This is a genomic window from Sphingomonas sp. Leaf62 (assembly GCF_001421915.1).
In the GTDB taxonomy this organism is placed as follows: Bacteria; Pseudomonadota; Alphaproteobacteria; order Sphingomonadales; family Sphingomonadaceae; genus Sphingomonas.
In genome coordinates this window covers 90170-114361 of the sequence record NZ_LMLN01000027.1, presented here as the reverse complement: position 1 = coordinate 114361, position 24192 = coordinate 90170, and the positions used below count along the sequence as shown (strand labels likewise).

The following is a 24192-nucleotide window of genomic DNA, read 5'->3' as shown; positions in this document are numbered from 1 at the left end:
CGTGGGGGATGGCAGATGGCGAATTATAGCGGCACCACCGGTGGCGACAATTACTCGGGCACCGCCACGGACGACAGCATCGCCGGCAATGGCGGCAACGATACGCTGTACGGCAATGCCGGCAACGACAGCATCGACGGCGGCGACGGCAACGACGTGCTGTACGGCAATGACGGCAACGACACCGTGCGCGGCGGGGCGGGCGACGATGTCATCGAAGATTATCGCGGCAGCAACGTCCTCGACGGCGGGGCCGGCAACGACACGTTCAACGGCGTCGGCTTCATGGACGGCGGCAGCACCGGCGGGGCCGACACGATCACCACCGGCGCGGGTCGCGACACGCTGCGCGTCGATGGCTATGGCGTCCGCAATTTCCCGCTGAGCTTCCTCGCCGACACCGTCACCGACTTCACCACCGGCGCGTCGGGCGACGTCATCGACCTGTCCGAGGTCGTCAACGACCTGATCGGCTATAGCGCGGGCACCAACCCGTTCCTCACCGGCTTCCTGTCGGCGGTGCAGTCGGGCAGCGACACGCTGATCCGCATCGATATCGATGCCGGCGCCACCGCGCACAGCATCAAGACGCTGCTGGTGCTCAAGAACGTCACCGCCACTGCGCTGGTCGCGAGCAATTTCGCGCCGAGCTGGAGCCCGACCGGCGTGGGCGAGACGATCACCGGCACCCCGCTGGCCGATACGCTGACCGGTACCGATTCCAACGACCTGATCGATGGCGGGGCCTTTGCCGACCGGATTGATGGCGGCGGCGGCAACGACACGATCCGTGGCGGATCGATGGGCGACACGCTGATCGGCGGATATGGCAATGACTCGATCGATGGTGGCGACGGGGGTGATTCGATCCTTGGCGGGGCCGGCAACGACACGCTGACCGGCGGCGCGGGCGACGATATCTTCGAGGACAATGCCGGCGCGAACCGCATCGATGCCGGGGCGGGCGACGACGAGATCCGCTTCGTCGGCAGCGGGCGCAGCGAGGCGGGTGGCGCGGACACCATCACGCTGGGCGCGGGCAATGATACGCTGACGATCGACGGCTATGGCCTTTATGCGTATCCGTCGAACCAGCATACCGACATCGTCACCGACTTCGTGGCCGGCAGCACCGAGAACCGTGACGTCATCGACCTGAACGACGTCACCTCCTATCTGTCGGGCTGGGATTCGAGCACCAATCCGTTCGCGACCGGATTCCTGCGGCTGTTGCAGTCGGGCAGCAACACGCTGTTGCAGGTTGACCGCGACGGCGCGGGTACCGGCTATGGCTGGGTGTCGGTGCTGCAACTGAACGGCGTGACCGCGACCGCGATGACCGCCGCCAATTTCATCGGCTATGCACCCGCCGACAAGGGCTATGTCCTGACCGGCGGCGAAGGGCGCGACGTGCTGAACGGGTCGCTGGTCGCCGATACCCTGTCGGGCGGCGTCGGCGACGACGTGCTGGACGGCAATGCGGGCAATGACAGCCTCGATGGCGGGGCCGGCAACGACACGCTGTCTGGCGATATCGGCAACGATACGGTCGCGGGCGGCGACGGCAACGACACGCTCTACGGCAATGCCGGCAACGACAGTCTGACCGGCGGCGCGGGCAACGACTTTTTTCAGGATTATGAGGGCAACAATACGCTGCTGGGCGGCGATGGCGACGACCGGTTCGACTATGTCGGCTATGGTGCCGGCACCGACCGTTTCGTCGGCGGGGCGGGGCGCGACACGTTCCAGACCTATTATTATTATGCCGGGCAGGGCGCGGACACGATCGCCGGGTTCGAAGGCGGCGCGAACGGCGACGTCGTCGACGGCTACTGGAACTTCTCGAACCTCGCCACCGGCGCGAACCCGTTCACGACCGGGCATCTGCGGCTGATCGCCAGCGGCGGCAACACCCTGCTCCAGATAGACCAGGATGGCGGCGGCAATAGCTGGGCGACGTGGCTGACCTTCGAAGGGATCGCGCCATCGGCCTTTACCCGCGACAATTTCACGCTGGGCTTCGCACCCAATGCGCAGGGGCTGGTGCTGACCGGCAGCGCGCTGGCGCAGGAGATCAACGGCTCCAACGACGGCGATACCATCACCGGGCTGGGCGGTAACGATACGCTGAGCGGCAATTACGGCGCGGACAGCATCGACGGCGGCACCGGCGACGACAGCCTGTATGGCGGCGGGCAGAACGACGCGCTGCTGGGCGGCGACGGCAACGACTATCTGAACGGCAATGACGGCGACGACGACGTCGAGGGCGGTTCGGGCGACGATCGGCTGTATGGCGAAGGCGGCAACGATACGCTGACCGGCGATGCGGGCAACGACTATGTCGATGGCGGCGATGGCAATGACAGCCTGATCGGCGGCGATGGCGACGACACGATCGAGGCGGTGTACGGCAACGACACGGTGGTCGCGGGTGCAGGCAACGACAGCGTGCGGGGCGGCTATTACAGCTATGCCGGCAACGCGACGGTCGATCTGGGCGACGGCGACGACACGTTCAGCAGCGAAGTCGGCTATGGCGGGTCGGTCGATACCGTGACCGGCGGGACCGGGCGCGATACCTATATCCTGTCGGCCTATCCGACGACGACCGCCAACCTGACCGTCATCACCGATTTCGCGACCGGCGCGGGTGGCGACCGGCTCCAGATCGAAACCGATTATTTCTACAACTGGGACGCGTCGACCAACCCGTTCACCGCCGGCTATCTGCGCTTCACCACCGAAAGCGGCGCGGTCGTGCTACAGGTCGACAACGACGCCGGTGCCACCGGCTATGCGTGGCGGACGATCGCCCGGTTCGCAGGAGTGACGAACCCGGCCGCCTTCACCGCCGATAATTTCACGACATGGTACCGCCCGGGCTTTGCCGGTGCGACCCTGACCGGCGATGCCAACAACCAGCGGATCGAGGGCACGCCGATGGGCGACACCCTCTCCGGGCTGGGCGGTGATGACTCGCTCTATGGCGGCACCGGCAACGACAGCATCGATGGCGGCACCGGCAACGACTATCTCGACGGTGGCGAGGGTAACGACACGCTGGTCGGCGGCACCGGCAACGACACGCTGATCGGACAGGGCGGCAACGACAGCCTGTCCGGCGGCGACGGCGACGACGCCTTCAGCAGCTATGAATATGGTAACGACACCTTCGACGGCGGGGCCGGGGACGACAGCTTTAGTCTCTCATATGGCGATGACAGCTTTATCGGCGGCGACGGCGACGACAGTTTCGGCGACTATACCGGCGCAGATACGTCCATCGGCGGCGCGGGCGACGACCGCTTCGACTATGTCGGCTATTATCAGGGCAATGACAGCTATAGCGGCGGCACCGGCCGCGATCGCTACAACCTCTATTACCTGTTCAACCAGACGCCGATCGTCAGCACGATCACCGATTTCGCCACCGGCAGCGGCGGTGACCTGATCGTCCTTGATCAGGCCGGGCTGTCGCTGGGCGGCGAGCAGATGGATGCGACCAAGCTGATCTCGGGTGGCTGGATGCGGCTGCGCCAGGTCGGCAGCGATACCGCGGTCGATTTCGACCAGAATGGCGGCGGCGACAATTTCCAGCAATATCTGCTGCTCAAGAACGTCACCGCAACCGCGCTGACCCCCGATAATTTCACCCCAGACCTGCGCTCGACCGGCGTTGCCGCGACGCAGAGCGGCACAACCGGTGCCGACAGCTTCACCGGCGCGGGCCGCGACAATTATTCGGGGCTGGCCGGCAACGACACCATCAACGGCGCACAGGGCGACGACACGCTCTATGGCAATGAGGGCGCGGATTCGATCAGCGGCGGTGAACGCAGCGACCAGTTGTTCGGCGGCGCGGGCAACGACACGCTCGACGGCGGCGACGATAACGACGCGCTCTATGGCGAGGGTGACAACGACCTGCTGTCGGGCGGGGCAGGCGACGATTATCTGGACGGTGGTGCCGGTCTCGACACGCTGATCGGCGGCAGTGGCGACGATAATCTGTCGGGCAATAGCGAGGCCGACAGCCTCGATGGCGGCAGCGGCAACGATACGCTGGATGGCGGTGCCGGCAACGACACGCTGTCGGGTGGCGACGGCAACGACCGGTTTCAGGACTATCAGGGCGCCAACAGCATCACCGGCGGGGCTGGCGACGATTATTTCCGCTATGTCGGCTATAGCGGTGCCACCGACACGCTGACCGGTGGCGACGGGCGCGATACCTATGAACTGACGTCGGTTTCGCCCGGCAGCGTGACCGCCGACCGGATCACCGATTTCGCGGTCGGGGCCGATGGCGATGTCGTCTCGCTGGCGTCGCTCGGCAGCTATTGGACCGGCTATGTCGCCGGCAGCAATCCGTTCGCGACGGGCTATCTGCGACTGGTGGTCAGCGGCAGCGACCGGGTGTTGCAGGTCGACTGGAACGGCGCGACCGGCGGGGCGACGTGGGTCGACCTCATCACCTTCGCCGGCAAGGCGGGCGCGACCTTTACCCGCGACAATTTCGTCATCGGCGACGTGCGTATCGATCCGGCCGGGGTCGGTCAGACCGTTACCGGATCGGCGCAGGACGATCGCATCGCCGGAACGGCCGATGCCGACAGCGTCACCGGCGGATCGGGCGACGACACGATCGACGGCAATGGCGGGCATGATTCCGTCGCGGGCGGCGATGGCGACGACCTGCTCTACGGCGAACAGGGCAACGACACGCTGTCGGGCGATGCCGGCAACGACAATCTGCAAGGCGGGATCGGTAACGACAGCCTGACCGGCGGGGACGGCAACGATAATCTGAGCGGGCAGGAAGACGGCGACACGCTGGCCGGCGGGGCCGGCAACGATACCCTGTCCGGCGGCAGCGGCAACGACCGGATCGATGGCGGTACCGGCAACGATTATCTGGACGGCGAGGACGGCAACGACACGCTGCTCGGCGGCGACGGCAACGACCTGTTCCGCGATTATACCGGTGCCGACAGCATCGATGGCGGGGCCGGCGACGACCGGTTCGAATATGTCGGCTACAATACCGGCGCGGACACCATCACCGGCGGCACCGGCCGCGACAGCTATGTCTTCTATCCCTATGGGCAACAGGTCCAGACGACCATCACCGACTTTGCGACCGGTGGCGACGGTGACGTCGTCGATGTGGCGCAATTGCTCGGCCAGCTTCAGAATTACACCGGCACGGTCAATCCGTGGACCGACGGGCATTTCCGCCTGACCGCCGATGGTGGCACCGACACGCTGCTGCAATGGGACCGCGACGGCGGCGGCAATGCGTGGACGACGCTGATCCGGTTCCAGAACGTCCTGCCCGCCGCCTTCCAGACCGCGAACTTCACCGGTGGCTGGAGCATCGATGGTGCGGGCCAGTTGCAGCAGGGCAGCGACGGCGACGACCGGGTCACCGGATCGAACGATCGCGATACGCTGATTGGTGGCCTCGGCGACGATACGCTGAACGGCGGCAACGGCAATGACAGCATCGTCGGCGGGGCCGGCAACGACAATCTGACCGGGGATGGCGGGAACGACACCATCGTCGGCGATGCCGGAAACGACACGATCGATGGCGGCGATGGCAATGACAGCCTCAGCGGCGGGCTTGGCGACGACACGATCGAGGGTACTTGGGGGAACGACACGATCAGCGGCGGGGCGGGTAACGACCGGCTGTCCGACTATGGTGGTACGAACGTCATCGATGGCGGCGATGGCGATGACCTGTTCTACAATATCGGCTCGTGGCAGGGGCAAGCCGTCACGAACACGCTGACGGGCGGTCTTGGGCGCGATACGTACGACTTCTACGAATACTCGATCCGCTATCCGGTTGCGGGTTCGGGCATAACGACGATTACCGACTTCACCGCCGGTACCGGTGGCGACGTCATCAACCTCGGCACCGGCTACATGTCCGGCGTCGATGGCGGCAATCCGTTCGAAACCGGCCATATGCGGTTGTTGCAGGACGGTGCCGACACGCTGTTGCAGGTCGATCATGACGGCACCGCCGCCACGCTTGGCTGGCAGACGGTCGCGCGGTTGCAGAATGTCGTCGCGACGGCGCTGAACTACGACAATTTCGCGAATGGCGTCGGTCCGGTCGGCGTTACCCGCACCGGTACCCAGCTTGGCGACGATATCGATGGTACCAACAGCCCCGACCGGATCGAGGGGCTGGGCGGCGACGACACGATCGACGGTGGCATGGGCCGCGACACGATCCTCGGCGGTGCCGGCCGCGACCGGATCGATGGCGGACAGGGCGATGACAGCCTGTCGGGCGGCGACGGCAACGACTGGTTCAACGACCAATATGGCCAGAACACCGTATCGGGTGGCGATGGCGACGATACGTTCAGCTATGTCCGCGGCGTCGTGTCGGGTGATGCCGGCGACGATGTTTTCGACAATGTCGGCTATGACACTGTCGTCGACACGCTCGATGGCGGTGCCGGGCAGGACGTGTTCCGCCTGAACGGCTATTATCTGCGCTATGGCGACGGCACCGCCGACGTCATCCAGAATTTCACCGCAGGGGCGGGCGGCGACGTGCTCGACGTGTCGAACGTCGTGGCCTATTTCAGCAACTTCACCGCCGGGCAGAACCCGTTCCTGACCGGGCATATGCGCCTGTTGGGCGCGGCGGGCGAACTGTTCCTGCAGGTCGATTTTGATGCCGCCGGCACCGCCACGGGCTGGAAGACGGTCGCGGTCCTGCGCAATATGGACACGTCGGTGTCCGAGGAACTGACGCTCTACAACTTCACGCCGTCGATCTCGCCCAGCGGCATCGGCCTGTTGATCCAGGGCAGCGAGGCGGCGGATTCGCTGCCGGGATCGAACTCGAACGACACGATCGAGGGGCTGGGGGGCAACGACACCATCGACGGCAATGGCGGCGACGATTCGATCTCGGGCGGGGCCGGCGACGACCGGATCGAGGGCGATACCGGCAACGACACGCTGCTGGGCGATGCCGGCAACGACACCATCACCGACCTGACCGGCACCAACCGGATCGAGGGTGGCGCGGGCAATGATTACTTGAGCGGCACCGGCACCCTGCTGGGCGGGGCGGACAACGACCAGCTCTTCGGGTCGGGATCGCTCGACGGCGGCGACGGCGACGACGCGATGTCGCTGTACAGCGGCACCGCGACGGGCGGTGCCGGCAACGACACGCTCGACGCGTCGTCGGCGGGTGCGGGCGTGCAGATGACCGGTGATGCCGGCAATGACAGCCTGCGCGGATCGGCGTCGGCCGACCGACTGGACGGCGGCGCGGACGCCGACACGATCGATGGCGGCGCGGGGGCCGATACGCTGCTGGGCGGTACCGGCGACGACCTGCTGTTCGCCGGTGCCGGTGCCGACAGCGTCGACGGCGGCAGCGGATCGGACGTGGTTCGCGTGGCCGGGCGGATGGCCGATTTCTCGATCACCGCCGGGGCCAATGGCACGACGATCCTGACCGACCTGCGCAGCGGCAGCCCATTCGGCACCGATACGCTGTCGGGGGTCGAGCTGCTCCAGTTCGACGACGACGAATATGCGCTGGTCAGCACGCCCGGCATCTTCTGGCAGGACAGCGCCGGCATCGACGACCGCATTCCCAATGCGACGCTGACCTCGGCCACGCTGGCCGGCGACGACACGCTCTATGGCAATTCGGGCTTCGACATCATCGATGCCGGGTTCGGCAATGACTCGGTGCGCGGCGGCGTCGGCAACGACGTGCTGTACGGTCAGTCGGGCCGCGACACGCTGGAGGGTGGCGAGGGCGACGACACGCTGTGGGGCGGGACGGGCCAGGACGTGCTCGACGGCGGCGACGATGCCGACTGGCTGTATGGCGATGCCGGGTCGGACACGCTGCGCGGCAGCACCGGCAACGACCGGTTGGAGGACAGCCTCGGCAGCAACCGCCTGTACGGGGATACCGGCAACGACACGCTGATCGGAACGGGCACCCTGGAAGGCGGCATCGGCAACGACGCGCTCTCGGGCAGCGGGCTGCTCGATGGCGGCGTCGGCAACGATGCGCTGTCGGGTGACGGCACGCTGATCGGTGGCGACGGCATCGACACGCTGTCGGGGTCGGGAACGCTGCTCGGCGGGATCGGCAACGACGCGATCAACATCGTGTCGGGCGCGGCCTATGGCGAGGCGGGCAACGACACGATTGCCACCGCGTGGCCGTGGAGCGGGCCGGTCACCATGGACGGTGGTGCCGGCGACGATCGCCTGATCGGCTTCTATGGCACGCGTGAGACGCTGCTGGGCGGCGACGGGTCCGACACGCTGTCGGGTGGGCGCTATCCGGGCGTGTCGGGCGATAACGACAGCCTCGACGGCGGGGCGGGCAACGACACGCTCGACGGCGGCGATGGCGACGACACGATCGTCGGCGGCGGCGATTACGACGTCGCGCTGTATAGCGGGACGCGCGCCTTCGCGTCGGTGATCCGCGACGGCAATGGCGGCTATATCGTCGCCGACAACCGCGACGGGCGCGGCGTCGACGGTACCGATCAGGTGCGCGGCATCACCACGCTGCGCTTCACCGACCTCGATTTCGACGTGACCGCCGCCAACACCGGCATCGTCGTGAGCGGCACGACCGCCGCCGACGGCCTGACCGGTACCGCGTTCGACGACAGCATCACCGGCGGCGACGGCAACGACACGATCGACGGCGCGGCCGGCAACGACCGGATCGTCGCCGGCACCGGCGCGGACAGCGTCGCGGGCAGCGCCGGCAACGACGTGCTCTATGGCGAAGCCGGGGTCGACACGATCGACGGCGGCATCGGTGCCGACTGGATCGATGGCGGCGTGGATGGCGACAGCATCGCCGGCGGCGACGGCAACGATACCATCGTCCAGAGCGCAGGGGCCGACACGATCGACGGCGGCGCGGGCGACGATCGCATCACCGACTATGACGACAACGGCAACGTCCTGTCGGGCGGCGACGGCAACGACACGATCGGCGGCAACGGCACGCTGACCGGCGGCTTGGGTAACGATCAGCTGAACGGCAGCGGGCTGCTCGACGGGGAGGGCGGCAACGACACGCTGAACGGATCGGGGCTGGTGCGCGGCGGCGACGGCAACGACGTCGTCTATGTGTCGAGCGGCAGCGGGCAGGGCAATGACGGCAACGACACGCTGTCGGGCTATTATGCCAGCGACCTGCTGCTCGACGGCGGGTCGGGCGCGGATTCGATCTCGGGCGGCAGCGGCAGCGACACGCTGCTCGGCGGTGCGGGCGACGACACCCTTTGGGGCGGCGGCGGGACCGATACCGTCTATGGCGGGTCGGGCTTCGACAAGCTGGTCTATACCGGCCGCCGGTCGGACTATAGCATCGTCAACAACAGCGACGGCAGCATCACCGTGCAGGACCTGCGCGGCGGCAGCCCCAACGGCACCGACCGGGTGTACGGCGTCGAGCTGCTCCAGTTCGACAGCGGCGACGAACAGACGCTGCCGGGCAGCAATGTCGGGCTGGTGCTGACCGGCACCGCGTTCGACGACATCCTGATCGGCGACAGCGGCAACGACACCATCACCGGCCTTGCCGGTAACGACCGTCTGGGCGGCGACGACGGCAACGACATCATCGATGCCGGGGCGGGCAATGACGTGCTGACCGGCGATTCCGGGTCGGACACGCTGACCGGCGGGACCGGCAACGACTATATCGACGGCGGCACCGGCACGGACTCGATCAGCGCGGGCGACGGCAACGACACCGTCTATGGCGGCCTTGGCGACGACACGATCGATGCCGGGGCGGACGCCGATTATGTCGAGGATGTCGGCGGGTTGAACCGCATCCTCGGCGGCACCGGCAACGACACGCTGAACGGCAACGGTTCGCTCTATGGCGGCGACAATGACGATCGCCTCTATGGCACCGGGCTGTTGTCGGGCGATGCCGGCAACGACAGCCTCACCGGCTATGGCACCCTTGATGGTGGGATCGGCGCGGACCTGTTGCAGGTCGGCACCGGCGGCACCGGCACCGGCGGGGCGGGCAACGACACGCTGTCGGGCTGGTCGCCCACGGGCTATGACGGCGCGCAGACGCTCGACGGCGGGGCCGACAACGACGTCGTCTATGGCAATTGGGGAGCCGACAGCCTGATCGGCGGGACCGGCAACGACTGGCTGTCGGGCGGCGATGCCAGCGACATGCTGGTCGGCGGCGATGGTGAGGATACCGCCTCGTTCGAAATGGCGCGTGAGAGCGCCTCGGTGATCCGCGACGGCAATGGCGGCTATTTCGTCGTCGACAATCGCCGCGACGGCAACGACCTCGGCACCGATCGCCTGTCGGGCGTCGAACGGGCGACCTTCGCCAACGCCGCCTTCGCCCTGTCGGCAGCGACGGCGGGCATGGTGTTCAACGGAACGGCGGGCAACGACACGCTGACCGGCACCGAACTGGACGATTCGATCAGCGGCGCGGGTCTGCCGGCCGGGGTCACCGCCCCGGCCAACGGCATCGACGATCCCGATCAGGACCGGGGCGACGACCGCCTGTTCGGTCTGGGCGGCAACGACCGCATCTTCGGCGGACGCGGAGCCGACCTGATCGACGGCGGCGTCGGCTATGACGTGCTCGACGGCGGGGCCGACAACGACACGCTGCTGGGCGGCAGCGACGACGACCAGCTGTTCGGCGGCGCGGGCAATGACAGCCTCGACGGCGGCATTGGCAACGACACCATCGATGGCGGCACCGGCAACGACCGGGCGCTCGGCGGCGATGGCGACGATGTCCTCACCGGCGGCGGCGGTACCGACGAACTGGTTGGCGGCACCGGTCGCGACGCGCTCTATGGCGACGGCACCTTGAGCGGCGGCGAGGACGACGACGTCCTGTCGGGCAGCGGCCAGTTGCTGGGCGAGGCCGGCAACGACAGCATCACCATCGGATCGGGCAACGCGCTGGGCGGTGATGGCAACGACGCCATCTACGGCTACGGCATTTTGCGTGGCGAGGCGGGGAATGACGCGCTCGGCGTCCGGACCGGTGCGATCGGCTTTGGCGATGCCGGCAACGACACGCTCTACGGTACCGAGCTCAGCGGGTATGACGGTGCGCAGACGCTGGACGGTGGCGAGGGCGACGACGTCCTCTACGGCAATTATGGCGAGGATTCGCTGCTCGGCGGCGGCGGTGCCGACTGGATTTCGGGCGGTGCCGGTAACGATGTCATCGACGGCGGCAGCGGCGGCGATTTCCTCGCAGGCAACGGCGGCAACGACACCATCGACGGCGGCGGGTCGGGCGCGCTGACCCCCGACATCGTCCGCTATTACGGCAATCGCAACGACTTCACCGTGACCGAGAGCAACGGCGTCGTCACCGTGACCGACAACCGCCCCGGATCGCCCGAGGGCACCGACAGGCTGACCAATGTCCGCGTGCTGCGCTTCGACGATGCCGACTACATCGCCCAGGCCAACCCCGGCGTCTGGCTGCGCGGCGGATCGGGCAACGACACGATCGGCGACATCACCACCGGATCGTCGTCGGGCGTGGTCAACGTCACCAATCCGTCGGGGCCGCGCTTCGCCGGATCGGGCGACGACACGCTCGAAGGACAGGGTGGCAACGACTCGATCCGCGGTCTGGCGGGTGAGGACAGCATCCTCGCCGGGGCCGGCAACGACAGCATCGATGGCGGCACCGAAGCCGACCGCATCTATGGCGAGGCGGGCGACGACCTGCTCGACGGCGGCGACGACGACGATCTGGTCGTCGGCGGCACCGGCAATGACTCGATCGTCGGCGGCATCGGCGAGGATATTCTGGCCGGCGGCGACCTGACCATCACCCAACCGGTCGATCCGGTCACCGGTTTGGCCGTAGGTGGTCCGGTACTGGGCGTCGAGACGATCGGCGGCGGCAACGACACGCTGCGCGGCGGGGACGACGACGACAGCATCTATGGCGGATCGGGCCTCGACAGCCTGTTCGGCGATAGCGGCAACGACCTGATCCAGGGCGGCATGGATGCCGACACGATCGACGGCGGGTCGGGCGACGACGCGCTGTATGGCGAGGATGGCAACGACATCCTGACCGGCGGTTCGGGCGTCGATACGCTGTCGGGCGGGGCCGGCAACGACGCGCTGACCGGCTTCGGTGTCCTGTCGGGCGATGCCGGCAACGATACGCTGACCGGCGGCGGCACGCTGTCGGGCGGCGAGGGGGTCGACATCCTGACCACGGGCAGCGGCAACGACCTGCTCGACGGTGGCGATGGCGACGATATGCTGACCGCCGGCGAGGGCAGCGACACGCTGATCGGCGGGGCGGGCACCGACCGGGCGATCATCGGCGGCCAGCGTGCCAACTTCACCGTCGCGGCGGGCGATGGCGGCGTGTACGTCATCGACAATCGCGGCGGCGGCGGCACCGATTTCCTGACCGGCATGGAAACGATCCAGTTCGCCGATGTGACGCAAGGGGCGGTCGGCGGCAGCGTGCTGCGCGGCGACGACGGTGCCAATGCGCTGACCGGCACCGCGCTCGACGACTATCTGCTCGGGGAATCGGGTAACGACACGCTGATCGGCGCGGCCGGCAATGACCGCATCTTCGGCTATAACGACGATGACTCGATCGCGGGCGGCAGCGGCAACGACGCGCTGTTCGCCGGGGCCGGCAACGATACGGTCGATGGCGGCGACAATGACGACCTGATCGACGGTTTCGACGGGGCTGACAGCCTGGTGGGCGGGACCGGCAACGATACCGTCACCGGCGGCTTCGGCAACGACACCATCGACGGCGGCACCGGCAACGACGTGCTGGCGGGCGATGCCAACCACGACAGTCTGTCGGGCGGCGCGGGCAGCGATACGCTGACCGGCGGATCGGGCGACGACACGCTCGACGGCGGGGCCGACAACGACGTGCTGAACGATGGCGACGGGGCCAACCGGATGGACGGCGGTGCCGGCAACGACACGCTGTCCGGGTCGGGCACGCTGCTCGGCGGTCTCGGCAACGATCTGCTGGGCGGAACCGCCGATGCGTGGCTCGATGGCGGGGCCGGCGACGACACGATCGGCGGCAGCGGCGCGAACCTGTATGGCGGCGACGGCAACGACCGGATCACCGGATCGTCGGCGGCGGACACGCTGACCGGCGGCGACGACAGCGGTGCCGATACGCTGGACGCCGGGGCCGGCAACGACGTGTTGCTGGGCGGTGCCGGCGACGACCGGTTGGTCGGCGGCGGCGGCAACGATCGGATCGATGGCGGCAACGGCTATGATATCGCCATCTATTCCTCGGTCCGCGCCGACTATACGATCACGCAGGAATCGCCGGGCGTGTTCCGCGTCGTCGACAATCGCGGCGGGCTTGGCCCCGATGGCGACGACACGATCACCGGCGTCGAATTGCTGCGCTTCACCGATCAGGATCTGGTGCCCAGCGACGGCAATACCGGCATCGTCTATGACGGCAACGACGCCCCCGACAACCGTACGGGCGGCGAGGGCGACGACACGCTGCGCGGCTTCGGCGGCAACGACACGCTGGACGGCGGGCCGGCGGGCAATGACAGCCTCGACGGCGGCAACGGCAACGACATCCTGATCGGCGGCACCGGCAACGACATCCTCGATGGCGGCGACGGTATCGACACGATGACCGGCGGCAGCGGCAACGACCTCTACCGGGTCGAGGATGCCGCTGACGTGATCGTAGAGGCGGCGAGCGGCGGCATCGACACGGTCGAGGCCGATCTGCCCGGCGGATCGGTGGCGACGATCAGCACCTATTCGATCGCGTCGCTGACCAATGTCGAAAACCTGACCTATACCGGGGGCCTGCGCTTCGTCGGCACCGGCAATGCTCTTGCCAACGTCATCACCGGTGGTGCGCTGGCCGACACCTTGAGCGGTGGCTCGGGCAACGACACGCTGATCGGCGGCACGGGCGCGGATTCGATGGTCGGCGGCACCGGCGACGACACCTATCTGGTCGATCTGTCGACCGATATCGTCGTGGAATCGTCGGGCGGGGGCACCGACACGGTCCGCACCGCGCTCGGCAACCTGACCATCGCATCGTTCGCGAACGTCGAGAACCTCGTCTATACCGGCACCGCCGGCTTCGTCGGCACCGGCAACGCATCGAGCAACCGCATGACCGGCGGGGCGGGCAACGACACGCTGTCGGGCGGGTCGGGCAACGACACGCTCGACGGCGGCGCGGGCGTCGACCGTCTGGAGGGGGGATCGGGCAACGACACCTATCTCGTCGACACCACCACCGACACGCTGGTCGAAGTGTCGGGTGGCGGCACCGATACCATCGTCACCGGCCTGTCGAACTGGACGCTGGCGCTGTATTTCGAAGCGGTCACCTATACCGGCACCGCGGCGTTCACCGGCACCGGCAACGCATCTGCCAACACCCTGACCGCCGGCAGCGGCAACGATACGCTGCGCGGCGGTGCCGGCGACGACAAACTCGTCGGCGGCGCGGGCAATGACTCGCTGGTCGGGGAGGGTGACGACGATACGCTCGACGGTGGCGCGGGCGACGATACGCTCGACGGCGGGTCGGGCAACGACGTCTATGTCCTCGACGGCAACGACCTGCTGATCGAGGCGGCGAATGGCGGCCGCGATACGGTGCGTACGGCGCGGAACAGCTACACGCTGGCCGCCAATTTCGAGAGTGTCGCGTTCACCGGCACCGGGGCGTTCACCGGCACCGGCAACGAACTTGCCAATGCCCTGACCGGCGGCAGCGGCAACGACCTGCTCTATGGCCTGGTCGGCAACGACACGCTGACCGGCGGGGCCGGGGCGGACACGATGGACGGCGGCATCGGCAACGACACCTATTATGTCGACAACATCGCCGACGTGATCGTCGAGGCGGCCGGCGGCGGCACCGACACGATCGTCACCTCGCTCGCCAGCTTCACGCTCGCCGCCGATTTCGAAAGCCTGAGCTACAACGGCACCACCGGCTTCACCGGCATCGGCAACGACGTCGCCAATGCCCTGACCGGCGGGAAATATGCGGACTCGCTGACCGGCGGTGCCGGCAACGATACGCTCAGTGGTGGGGCCGGGGCCGACACGCTGACCGGCGGCACCGGCGACGACGGGTATGTGGTCGACAATATCGGCGACGTGATCGTCGAGGCGGTCGGCGAGGGGACCGACACGGTCACCACCTCGCTGGTCAGCTACACGCTGGGCGCCAACCTGGAAAAACTTACCTATTCCAGCAGCAAGGCCTTCGCCGGCACCGGCAACGCCCTTGGCAACACGATCACGTCCGGCAGCGGTGCCGATGTGCTGCGGGGTCTCGACGGCAACGACACGCTGTCGTCGGGCAGCGGCAACGATACGCTGGAGGGCGGTACGGGCAGCGACGTGCTGACCGGCAGCACCGGCGGCGACGTGATGACCGGCGGTACAGGGGCGGATCGCTTCGTCTTTACCAAGGTGAGCGATTTCGGAACGGCCGATCTGCTCGACCGGATCACCGACTTCGTCGCGACGGACGGCGATCGCATCGACCTCGCGACGATCGACCCGTCGAGCGCCAGCGGGAACCAGGCGTTCACCTTCATCGGCACCGCCGCGTTCACGACGACGACCCACACGACGTTCGAGCTACGCTATCAGACGGCGGCGGACGGCTATCTACTGGTGCAGGGTGACAGCAACCGTGACGGCGTCGCCGACTTCGCGTTCCTGGTGTATGCGGCGTCGCTCGGCGCGGGCGATTTCGTGCTGTAGCGGCTTGCTGGCGGTCGGTGCCTGTCACGGCACCGGCCGCTCGGGCCGGCATCGCTTTTTTGCAATGCAACATTTTTCGATCGGGAAAACCGGAATTTGCCCCGGATCGAAGCGCTTCGCCGTCCGGGACGCCGCATTCAGGGGGGTTGTTGCGTGCCCGTTCCGGGGCTAGGCGGTTTCCTCATGCGGCGATGCGCCGGGCGGGCAAGGGGTGCTACGAACATGAAGATCGCGGTTTTCGGGCTTGGCTATGTGGGCATGTCGAACGCGGTGCTGCTGGCGCAGCACAACACCGTCGTCGCCGTCGACATTTCGGAAGATCGCGTCGCGCTGGTCAACGGCCGCCAGTCGCCGATCGTCGATGCCGAGCTGGAACGCTTCCTCGCCGAACGCACGCTCGACCTGACCGCGACCACCGATGCCGCTCAGGCGCTGGACGGTGCCGACTATGTCATCGTCGCCACCCCGACCAATTACGACGTCGAAACCGACAAGTTCAACACCAGCTCGGTCGAGGCGGTCATCAGCAAGGCGGCGGCCGCCGCGCCGCAGGCGACGATCATCGTCAAGTCGACCATCCCGGTCGGCTTCGTCGATGAAGTCCGCCAGCGGCTGAACGCGCCGAACGTGGTGTTCAGTCCCGAATTCCTGCGCGAAGGCCGCGCGCTGTACGACAATCTACACCCGTCGCGGATCATCGTCGGCGAACGGTCGGAACGCGCGAAGATCTTCGCCGACCTGCTGCTGCAGGGTGCCGAGAAGAAGGACGTGGCCGTGCTGTTCACCGACAGCCGCGAGGCGGAGGCGATCAAGCTGTTCGCCAACACCTATCTCGCGATGCGCGTCGCCTTCTTCAACGAACTCGACAGCTATGCGATCGCCGGCGACATGGACACCAAGCAGATCATCGAGGGCGTCGGCCTCGATCCGCGGGTCGGCATGCATTACAACAATCCGAGCTTCGGCTATGGCGGCTATTGCCTGCCCAAGGATACCAAGCAGCTGCTGGCGAACTATTCGGAAGTGCCGCAGAACCTGATCCGCGCGATCGTCGATGCGAACCGCACCCGCAAGGATTTCCTCGCCGATCAGATCATCGCGCGCCGCCCGAAGAAGGTCGGCGTGTACCGCCTGACGATGAAGGCCGGATCGGACAATTTCCGCCAGTCGTCGATCCAGGGGATCATGAAGCGGGTGAAGGCGAAGGGGATCGAGGTCGTCGTGTACGAACCGAGCCTCGACGAGGATAATTTCTTCGGATCGAAGGTCGTGAAGGATATCGATGCGTTCAAGGCCGAGTGCGACGTGGTGATCGCCAACCGCGCCGCGCCCGAACTGGCCGATATCGGGACCAAGCTGTTCACGCGCGACATCTTCGGGTCGGACTGAGATCGTTGATCTGATCCAGCCAAGCTGGATCAAAGCGGCACCGGCCCGCTCCCCCACGGGTCCCAGCAAAGTAGTACTTTGCTGGGCTACCCGCACCCGGCCACCCACAGCGTATCCTGAATGGGTGGCCGGGTGGGAGAGCGGGCCGGTGCCGCATCCACGCTGGTGGATCGAATATCGCCCCTATCCCCGTCCGATCCGCGCCAGCAGGCTGACCAGATCGGCCTGCCGCGACACGCCGGTCTTGGCAAAGATGTGGCGCAGATGGACGCGCAGCGTCGTCTGGCGACAGTCGCGCGCCGCCGCCGCCGATTCCAGCGAATGGCCCGCCATCAGCAGCGCGGCGAGCGCGACCTCGCTGGGGGTCAGGTCGAACGCCTCGCGCCACAGCTGTGATGCCGGCGCAGGACGCTCGGCCGGGTCGATCAGCGTCACCACCGCCGCGCCGGGCGTGGCGTGCAGCAGCCGCATCGCCCATGGCACCGGCCGCGCGATCAGGATCAGCGGCGCACGATCGGGGGCGGCGTGATAGCGTAATGCCGCCGCCTCCGGCGCGATCCGCGCGGTGGCACGGGCGAGCACAGTGTCGACCCGCGCCTGTTCGCACGGCAGCAGTGTCCAGCGCGCCACGCCGTCGCCACCGGTGACCAGCAGCGCGTCGCAAGCCGGCGTCGTGCGCAGGATGCGACCGCTGGCGTCGATCAGTGCGCCGGCCTCGTCCGCCTGATCGACGCGGCCCTGCCAATACAGGTCGCGGCCACGATCCCCCGATCCATGGTCCGCGACCTTCCTCCATTCGGTCGAAACGACCGTGCGTACCCCCGCCATATGCCTCCCCCGAACCGATCGTTACCGAACGGTTCGATGCTAGGCCCGCCGCACCGGAATCGTCCGGTGGCAAGGTGTCGCAAAGCGTCGCATCGGGTGGTGATACCGCGAAATCGGTGCGGAATCAGGTGGATCGACCGGTCAGGCGGTGTCGATCCGTGGCTGTGCCAGCGCCCGCAGCGCGGCATCGATCCGCGCGTCGCCGGCAAAATGCGCCCGGATGCGGCGGACGAATCCGGCCGATCCCCATCGTTCGCCCCGCGCCCGCGCATCGTCGAGGATCGCGAGCAGCGCTGCCCGGTCGCCCGCGACCGCGGCAACGAACGCCGGCCAGCTATGGTCGGGCAGGTCGTCATTCTGGGTGATCGACACCGCACGGCTGAGGATCACCGCATAAGTCGTGGCCCGTCCGATGCCGGCCCGCCGGTCGCTGTCGATCGTGCGCCGGAGCGCGGCGCTATAGGCGATGAGTTCGGGTTCGCCGCGCACCTGGGCACGGATGGCGAGATGGTGGGCATAGCCGGCGAGATCCCCCTCGGCGAGCGCGGTGACGCTCAGCGCGTCGTGGACGCTGGCCAGCGTCGGATATTGGGTGGCGACGGTGGTGAGCAGTGCCTGCGCCTGCTCCGTCCGCCCTGCCGACCACAGTCCCCAGCCATAATCGGCAAGCAGCCATGGCGCGCCCGGTGCCAGCGTCCGCGCGGCGTCGAACGCGCGCTGCGCGGCGGCGTCCTCGCCATTGTCGGCAAGGATATTGGCATACCATAGATGCGCCAGCGGGTCGCCCGGGGCATGCGCGATCGCGCGTCGGAACAGTTCGCCGGCCCGTTGCGGTTTGCCGTCCCACCAATAGGCGATGACCCCGTCGACCCGGTCGGCGACCGCCGAGCGCGGATCGATCGCGCGGGCCGCCGCCGCCGCCGCGCGGGCCCGGCCGATGCAGAGCGTGTCGGACGCCGATCCGAATTCGCGGGTCAGCACCCATGCCTCGGCCAGCGCCTCCTGCACCTCGACATTGCCGGGATGGTCGTGGGCGAGGCGGGTCAGCGTGGCGGTGGCGGCGTGCAGGCGCGCGGCGCTGCGCATCGCCACGTCGTCGCGGGCGGCAACGAAGCGCGCGTGGGTCGGCGCGTCGAGCCGGTCGGGCGAGGGCCCGATCCACTCGATCCCGGCGACACTCACCCCCAGCAGCGCCAGCGCGCCCAGCACGATCGGCCAGCGGCGCGGCGGGGCCGGGCGGGGCAGCGCCAGCGGGTCGATGGCGGGGCTGGCCGGTGGTGCCGGGGCGGGTATGGCGGGAGCAGGATCGGCCAGTGCCGGGTCAGGCGGCAGTGCCTCCTGCCCCGAAATCCACGCATCGAGTTCATGGGCCAGCGCATAGACGCTGCGGGCGCGGCCACCGGGCAGGGCATGGACCGGCAGGCCGCGCTCCCGCGCCCAGCGGATCGCGGTCGAGCGGTCGCGGCCGAGATAGGCGGCAATCGACTTCCACCCCTCGATCCGTCGCGCCGGTTCCCCGACCTGCCCCATCATCTTGCCACCCCCCGGTTTTGTCCGTCGCCCGGCGTATTCCTACTCGATACCGGGTACGCCACGGACCGTCCAGCGAGGGGTTCGGGCGGGCAAAGGTTGCAAAGGTGCCACGCAGAAACGTTTTCACGGACAGGTGGCGCGCGTCCGGCCGAACCGGCCGAGCATGACGGGGGCGGGGCAGGTAGGAAAGGGTTATGTGCTCTGTGTCTGCAGGCTGGCGAGGATCCGCTCCACAGCGAGGTCGGGGTCGATGCCGCCGCCAATCCGCATTTCGACGAGGCTTTCGGCGATTGATGCATCCAGAGCTGCCAGCAGGGCAGCGTCGGCGGGGAGTGGTGTCTCGTTGGCGGACATGGGATGACAGGCTATCCTGTCGAGATCGGATCGGAAAGATGGACCGGTCGAGCGAGGGAGATCGTCATGACGACGAAGCCAGAAGGCGGTGATGCAGGCGATGATCTTGCCCGGATCGACGCGGCGATCGCGCGGGGGCTGGCCGATGCCGAAGCAAGGCGGGTCACACCAGCGGTGGAGGTGTCCGATCGGCTCGAGGCGAAATATCGGGCGATGCATCGGACCGGTGTCGATCGGGCAGCGCTACGGACCGAGATCAATATGCGGTACGGCAACAGCCTGCGCTATTTAAAGGACTAGGGGCGATCGACCTTCAGCATCTTCCCTCCCTTCCGGGGAGGGGAGCAGTTTCGCTGCGTTTCGTATGAATGCGGATCCGGCCTATGAGGCCTATAGTGCGGCGACCGATGCGATCAGGATCCGATCCAACCAACCGGAAGCGTCGCCTGAGCGAAGGCTGGGGCCTCATGCGGCTCCCGCTGCGCGCTATTGCCGAGAGATCCCAGAAGCGACGCTTTAGGTCTACATGTCGACAGGTCGACTCGTCGCCTTCGCCGCCATCCCCCGTACGTCGACCTTGGCCTTCAGTCGTGCGCCGAGCAGCGCCGTGCCGCTGATCTTGCGTTGGACGAACAGCGTTTCGACGTGCGGCACGTGCCACGTCGCGCGGTCGGTGGCGAGGGTGCGGGCTTCCTCGCGGACCACCGGCACGAAGGCGCGGTCGCCGAAGTCGAAGGGGCCGGGACGGGCCATCGCGTCGTCGATCGCGGCGATGATCCGGTCGACCGCGCCGCGATGCGCTGCCACGGCGGCGGCACCCAGAAAGCCGGTTTCGACCGCCACGTCGCGGATCGTGTCGCGGTCGTGGGCGAGGCCGGCGGCGATGAGGCGGCGGTACGCATCGGCGGTGTCGGGCGGCACGGGGCGCGTCGCGCCGAAATCGAGCAGGACGACCCGGCCACTGTCGGCCTGCCAGCGATAATTGGCAAAATTGGGATCGGTCTGCATCTCGGCGAAGTCGAACAGTTCGCGCAAGACGAGGTCGATCAGCGCGGTCATCGCCGCGTCGCGCGCGGCTTGCGGTGCGGTCGCCAGATCCTCGATCGGGGTGCCGTCGATATAGTCCATGGTCAGGATGCGCGGCGTGGTCAGCGCGTCGACCGGCGCGGGGACGACATAGCGCGGGTCGCCGGCAAGGCGCTGTCCATAGCGGCGCATGGCGTCGGCCTCGCGCAGATAATCGGCTTCGTCGGCCAGTTGACGCTTGGCCTCGGCGAGTAGGGGTTTCAGGTCCAGCTCGCGCGGCAACAGGTTGGAGACGCGCAGCAGCGTCGCGACATTGTCGACATCGGCGTCGATGCTCTCGCGCACGCCGGGATACTGGACCTTGATCGCGAGGCGGCGGCCGTCCTTCAGCTCGGCGCGATGGACCTGCCCGATCGAGGCGGCGGCGATCGGGTTCGCGTCGAACTTGGCGAGCTTGCTGCGCCAGTCCGCGCCCCATTCGGCGATCAGCAGCCGGTCGAGCTGCGCGGGCGGCATCGGCTGACCCTGATTGCGCAGCTGGGCGAGGATCGTGGCCAGTTCGGGGGGTAACAGGTCGCCCGCGTCCATCGAGATCATCTGCCCGAGCTTCATGGCCGCCCCGCGCAGGTGCGACAGGCGGTCGGCCATGCGCTTGGCATTGGCGGGGGTGAGGATCAGGTCGCCCATGCGCGGGCGTTCACCGCTCGCCAATCGCCGCGCCCCTTCGGCGAGCACGCCCCCGGCGATGCCGCCGGCCAGACGCCCGAAGCCGGACAGGCGCGACAGGCGGCCAGAGGGAACGGCGCGGCCGGGGCGGGTGGGTTCGTCGGTCATGGGTGGCCGAGCGGTCGGAGTGGCACAAGGGTTCCGGTGCGTGGGGGACGGGGGTCGAAGTCCGCCGGAAAACGCGTGCTCCGGCGTGTCGGCAAACGGGCACCGGATGCTGCTTGCGGCCCCGGTCTGCGCCGCGCGTCCGTCCGAACCGCCTGTGCCGGACGTTGGCCGCTGCAAGTAATCATGCCGATCCGTCGCCCGGCAGATAGGATGATTCCTTAATAGTATCGGACTATCGGATGGTTCATGCATGTCGATGCCCATCCGATCGATCTGACAACGATGTTGTTCGTCAATGGACTGACATCGTTTGCTACCGCATTGTTGTTCCTTGGCTTCTGGCGGGTGACCGATTACCTGAAACGGTCGGACAGCCTGTTGTACTGGGCTGCGGCCTATGGCCTGCTCACCATTGGGTTTCTGCTGCTGGCGTCCACTGCCGTCGGATTGGTGCTGCCCCGTGGCCAGTTGATCGCGAACCTGACGATCGATGCCGGAACCGCGCTGTCGCTGGTCGCGACCAACCGCCTGCTGCATCGCCCCGCCCGCGACAACTGGCCGATCGCGGTTGCCGGGTGCATCGCCATCGTCGAAGTGGCCTATGCCCTGTCGCGGCCCGTGCCCGATTACGGCGTCATGCTGGTGATCGGCGTCATGTTGCGCGGCCTGCTGACGATCGCCACCGGCGTCGTATTGTGGCGCGATGCCGATACATCGCATCGGCCGCCGGCAAGGCTGGCGGCGGTGTTCCATTTCGCCTGGGCGGTGACGATGGCGATGCGCACGGTGCCGGTACTGATCGAGACCCAGGGGATCGCGGCGTTCGAGCTGAGTTCGATCGTGGCGTTGATCGTCCGGCTGCTGCTGTCGTGGATGATCGCGATCTGCCTGTTGTGGATGATCGCGCGGCAGCTGGACGAACGGTTGATCCGATATGCCACCTGTGACACGCTGACCGGTCTGTCGAACCGGCGGGTGATGTGGGAGGCGGGCGCGCAGCGGATCGCCGCGGTCGACCGCAACGCGGGCGAGGTGCGGCTGATCCTGCTCGACATCGATCATTTCAAGCAGGTCAACGACCGCTGGGGGCACCCGGCGGGCGATGCGGTGCTGGCGACGGTGGCGCGACGGATCGGCGAGACCGTGGGTCCGGGCGATCTGGTCGGCCGGGTCGGCGGCGAGGAGTTCATGATCCTGCTCGCGCCCGCATCGCCCCTGACCGCCGTCGACCTGGCCGAACGCGTCCGGTCGGCGATCGAGCAAACGCCGATCGTCGTCGCCGACGGCCAGGAAATTCACTGTACGATCAGCCTGGGGTGCAGCCGGACCGGCCGGGGCGGCACGAGTTGGGAAAAGCTGATCGCGCAGGCCGATGCCGCGCTCTATGCCGCCAAGGATGCGGGACGCAACCGGGTGGTCGATCATGTCGCGCTTGCCGAAGCGGCCTGACGCGGGCGGGGGGCGGACTGCCCGGAACGGCACGGCAAGGACCATGGTTGCTTCCCAATATGGGAAACCAACTTGTTTCCCATATTGGGAAGCTTTATAAGGTCGTCATGCGGATCATCGCCCGAAACCGGTTGATCGCCTTTTGGGAACGGCATCCCGCTGCCGAAGCGTCGTTGAAGCATTGGCATGAAGTGGCAGCCGCTGCCGCATGGCAGAACCCGTTGGATGTCATGGCCGATTTTTCGAAGGCAAAGGCGCTGAACGGGGAACGGGTACGGTTCGAGGTAGCTGGTGGCGATTACCGGATGATCGTGGCGTTCGATTGGCGGCGATCGATCGCGTTCGTGAAGTTCATTGGTACCCATCCCGAATATGACCGGATCGATGCCCTGACGGTGAGCCTGTTTTGATGGAAGGAAACGCAGCCATGCATATTCGCCCGATCCGGAGCGATGCCGATCATGAGGATGCGCTTCGTGAGATCGAAGCGTTATGGGGTGCCGAGGAAGGAACCGAAGCAGGGGACCGGCTCGACGTGCTGGTGACGCTGGTCGAAACCTATGAACGGCAGCGCTGGCCGATCGAGCCGCTCGATCCGGTACGAGCCATCGAGGCAGCGATGGAAATGAACGGCTATACCCGTGCGCAACTGGCCATGCTGATCGGGCAGTCGCGCGCGACCGAGATACTGAGCCGCCGCCGGGCACTGACGCTGCCGATGATCCGGGCGATTTCGGCGGCGTGGCATGTTCCTGCCGGGGTGCTGGTACAGGATTATGCGCTGACCGGGCGGTGAGGTAACCTGCTTGCAGATTGGTTCACGCGAAGACGCGGAGGGAAAAGAAGGAGGGGGTTCACGCGAAGGCGCGAAGACGCGAAGATTTAAGAAGGAATGGATTCGCGCAGAGGCGCAAAGGACGCAGAGGGGTTGCGCCTTTGGCGGATGCCACC

Annotated in this window: 10 protein-coding genes; 6 read left to right on the top strand and 4 right to left on the bottom strand. The window is 67.3% G+C overall.

Annotated elements, in window-relative coordinates; genetic code table 11:
* The first annotated feature begins 15 nt into the window (after positions 1-15).
* Together ASE91_RS20645 and ASE91_RS11355 are read left to right on the top strand one after the other, a co-directional pair.
* Positions 16-15828: a calcium-binding protein gene (locus ASE91_RS20645; RefSeq protein ID WP_056626322.1), complete on the top strand. Its 15813-nt coding sequence runs from the start codon at positions 16-18 to the stop codon at positions 15826-15828.
* Positions 15829-16050: 222 nt separating this feature from the next.
* Positions 16051-17217, top strand: a complete 1167-nt coding sequence (locus tag ASE91_RS11355) for a nucleotide sugar dehydrogenase (protein WP_056626320.1) — start codon at positions 16051-16053, stop codon at positions 17215-17217.
* Positions 17218-17400: 183 nt separating this feature from the next.
* Here the strand turns inward: ASE91_RS11355 and ASE91_RS11350 are convergent, their stop codons facing one another.
* From ASE91_RS11350 to ASE91_RS19460, 3 genes are all read right to left on the bottom strand, one after another.
* Positions 17401-18045 carry a helix-turn-helix transcriptional regulator gene (locus ASE91_RS11350; RefSeq protein WP_056626317.1) on the bottom strand — a complete coding sequence of 215 codons (645 nt, stop codon included), beginning with the start codon at positions 18043-18045 and terminating at the stop codon, positions 17401-17403.
* A 141-nt stretch (positions 18046-18186) separates the two neighbouring features.
* Positions 18187-19578, bottom strand: a complete 1392-nt coding sequence (locus tag ASE91_RS11345; RefSeq protein ID WP_056626315.1) for a tetratricopeptide repeat protein — start codon at positions 19576-19578, stop codon at positions 18187-18189.
* Between the two features lie 192 nt (positions 19579-19770).
* Positions 19771-19932 carry a hypothetical protein gene (locus tag ASE91_RS19460; RefSeq protein ID WP_156357809.1) on the bottom strand — a complete coding sequence of 54 codons (162 nt, stop codon included), beginning with the start codon at positions 19930-19932 and terminating at the stop codon, positions 19771-19773.
* 66 nt (positions 19933-19998) lie between these two features.
* Between ASE91_RS19460 and ASE91_RS20115 the strand changes: the two genes are divergently transcribed.
* Positions 19999-20232, top strand: coding sequence for a hypothetical protein (locus ASE91_RS20115; protein WP_200911252.1), 234 nt, complete (start codon positions 19999-20001; stop codon positions 20230-20232).
* A gap of 222 nt (positions 20233-20454) precedes the next feature.
* On the opposite strand, the gene ASE91_RS11335 is transcribed toward ASE91_RS20115, so the two are convergent.
* Entirely contained in the window at positions 20455-21792 is a 1338-nt protein-coding gene (locus ASE91_RS11335) for an ABC1 kinase family protein (protein WP_056626312.1), read from the bottom strand.
* A gap of 246 nt (positions 21793-22038) precedes the next feature.
* Here ASE91_RS11335 and ASE91_RS11330 point away from each other — a divergent pair, with 246 nt between their 5' ends.
* From ASE91_RS11330 to ASE91_RS11320, 3 genes are all read left to right on the top strand, one after another.
* Positions 22039-23241, top strand: a complete 1203-nt coding sequence (locus tag ASE91_RS11330) for a GGDEF domain-containing protein (protein WP_056626309.1) — start codon at positions 22039-22041, stop codon at positions 23239-23241.
* Positions 23242-23348: 107 nt separating this feature from the next.
* Positions 23349-23651, top strand: a complete 303-nt coding sequence (locus ASE91_RS11325) for a type II toxin-antitoxin system HigB family toxin (RefSeq protein ID WP_056626307.1) — start codon at positions 23349-23351, stop codon at positions 23649-23651.
* A gap of 17 nt (positions 23652-23668) precedes the next feature.
* Positions 23669-24037 (top strand): helix-turn-helix domain-containing protein, encoded by a 369-nt coding sequence (locus tag ASE91_RS11320; RefSeq protein WP_056503796.1) that lies wholly within the window; start codon positions 23669-23671, stop codon positions 24035-24037.
* Positions 24038-24192 lie beyond the last annotated feature (155 nt).

Bases quoted from the DNA above. Each gene is read 5' to 3' on its own strand.
- ASE91_RS20645 (WP_056626322.1), top strand. From the start codon at position 16: ATGGCGAATTATAGCGGCACCACCGGTGGCGACAATTACTCGGGCACC.
- ASE91_RS11355 (WP_056626320.1), top strand. From the start codon at position 16,051: ATGAAGATCGCGGTTTTCGGGCTTGGCTATGTGGGCATGTCGAACGCG.
- ASE91_RS11350 (WP_056626317.1), bottom strand. From the start codon at position 18,045: ATGGCGGGGGTACGCACGGTCGTTTCGACCGAATGGAGGAAGGTCGCG.
- ASE91_RS11345 (WP_056626315.1), bottom strand. From the start codon at position 19,578: ATGATGGGGCAGGTCGGGGAACCGGCGCGACGGATCGAGGGGTGGAAG.
- ASE91_RS19460 (WP_156357809.1), bottom strand. From the start codon at position 19,932: ATGTCCGCCAACGAGACACCACTCCCCGCCGACGCTGCCCTGCTGGCA.
- ASE91_RS20115 (WP_200911252.1), top strand. From the start codon at position 19,999: ATGACGACGAAGCCAGAAGGCGGTGATGCAGGCGATGATCTTGCCCGG.
- ASE91_RS11335 (WP_056626312.1), bottom strand. From the start codon at position 21,792: ATGACCGACGAACCCACCCGCCCCGGCCGCGCCGTTCCCTCTGGCCGC.
- ASE91_RS11330 (WP_056626309.1), top strand. From the start codon at position 22,039: ATGCATGTCGATGCCCATCCGATCGATCTGACAACGATGTTGTTCGTC.
- ASE91_RS11325 (WP_056626307.1), top strand. From the start codon at position 23,349: ATGCGGATCATCGCCCGAAACCGGTTGATCGCCTTTTGGGAACGGCAT.
- ASE91_RS11320 (WP_056503796.1), top strand. From the start codon at position 23,669: ATGCATATTCGCCCGATCCGGAGCGATGCCGATCATGAGGATGCGCTT.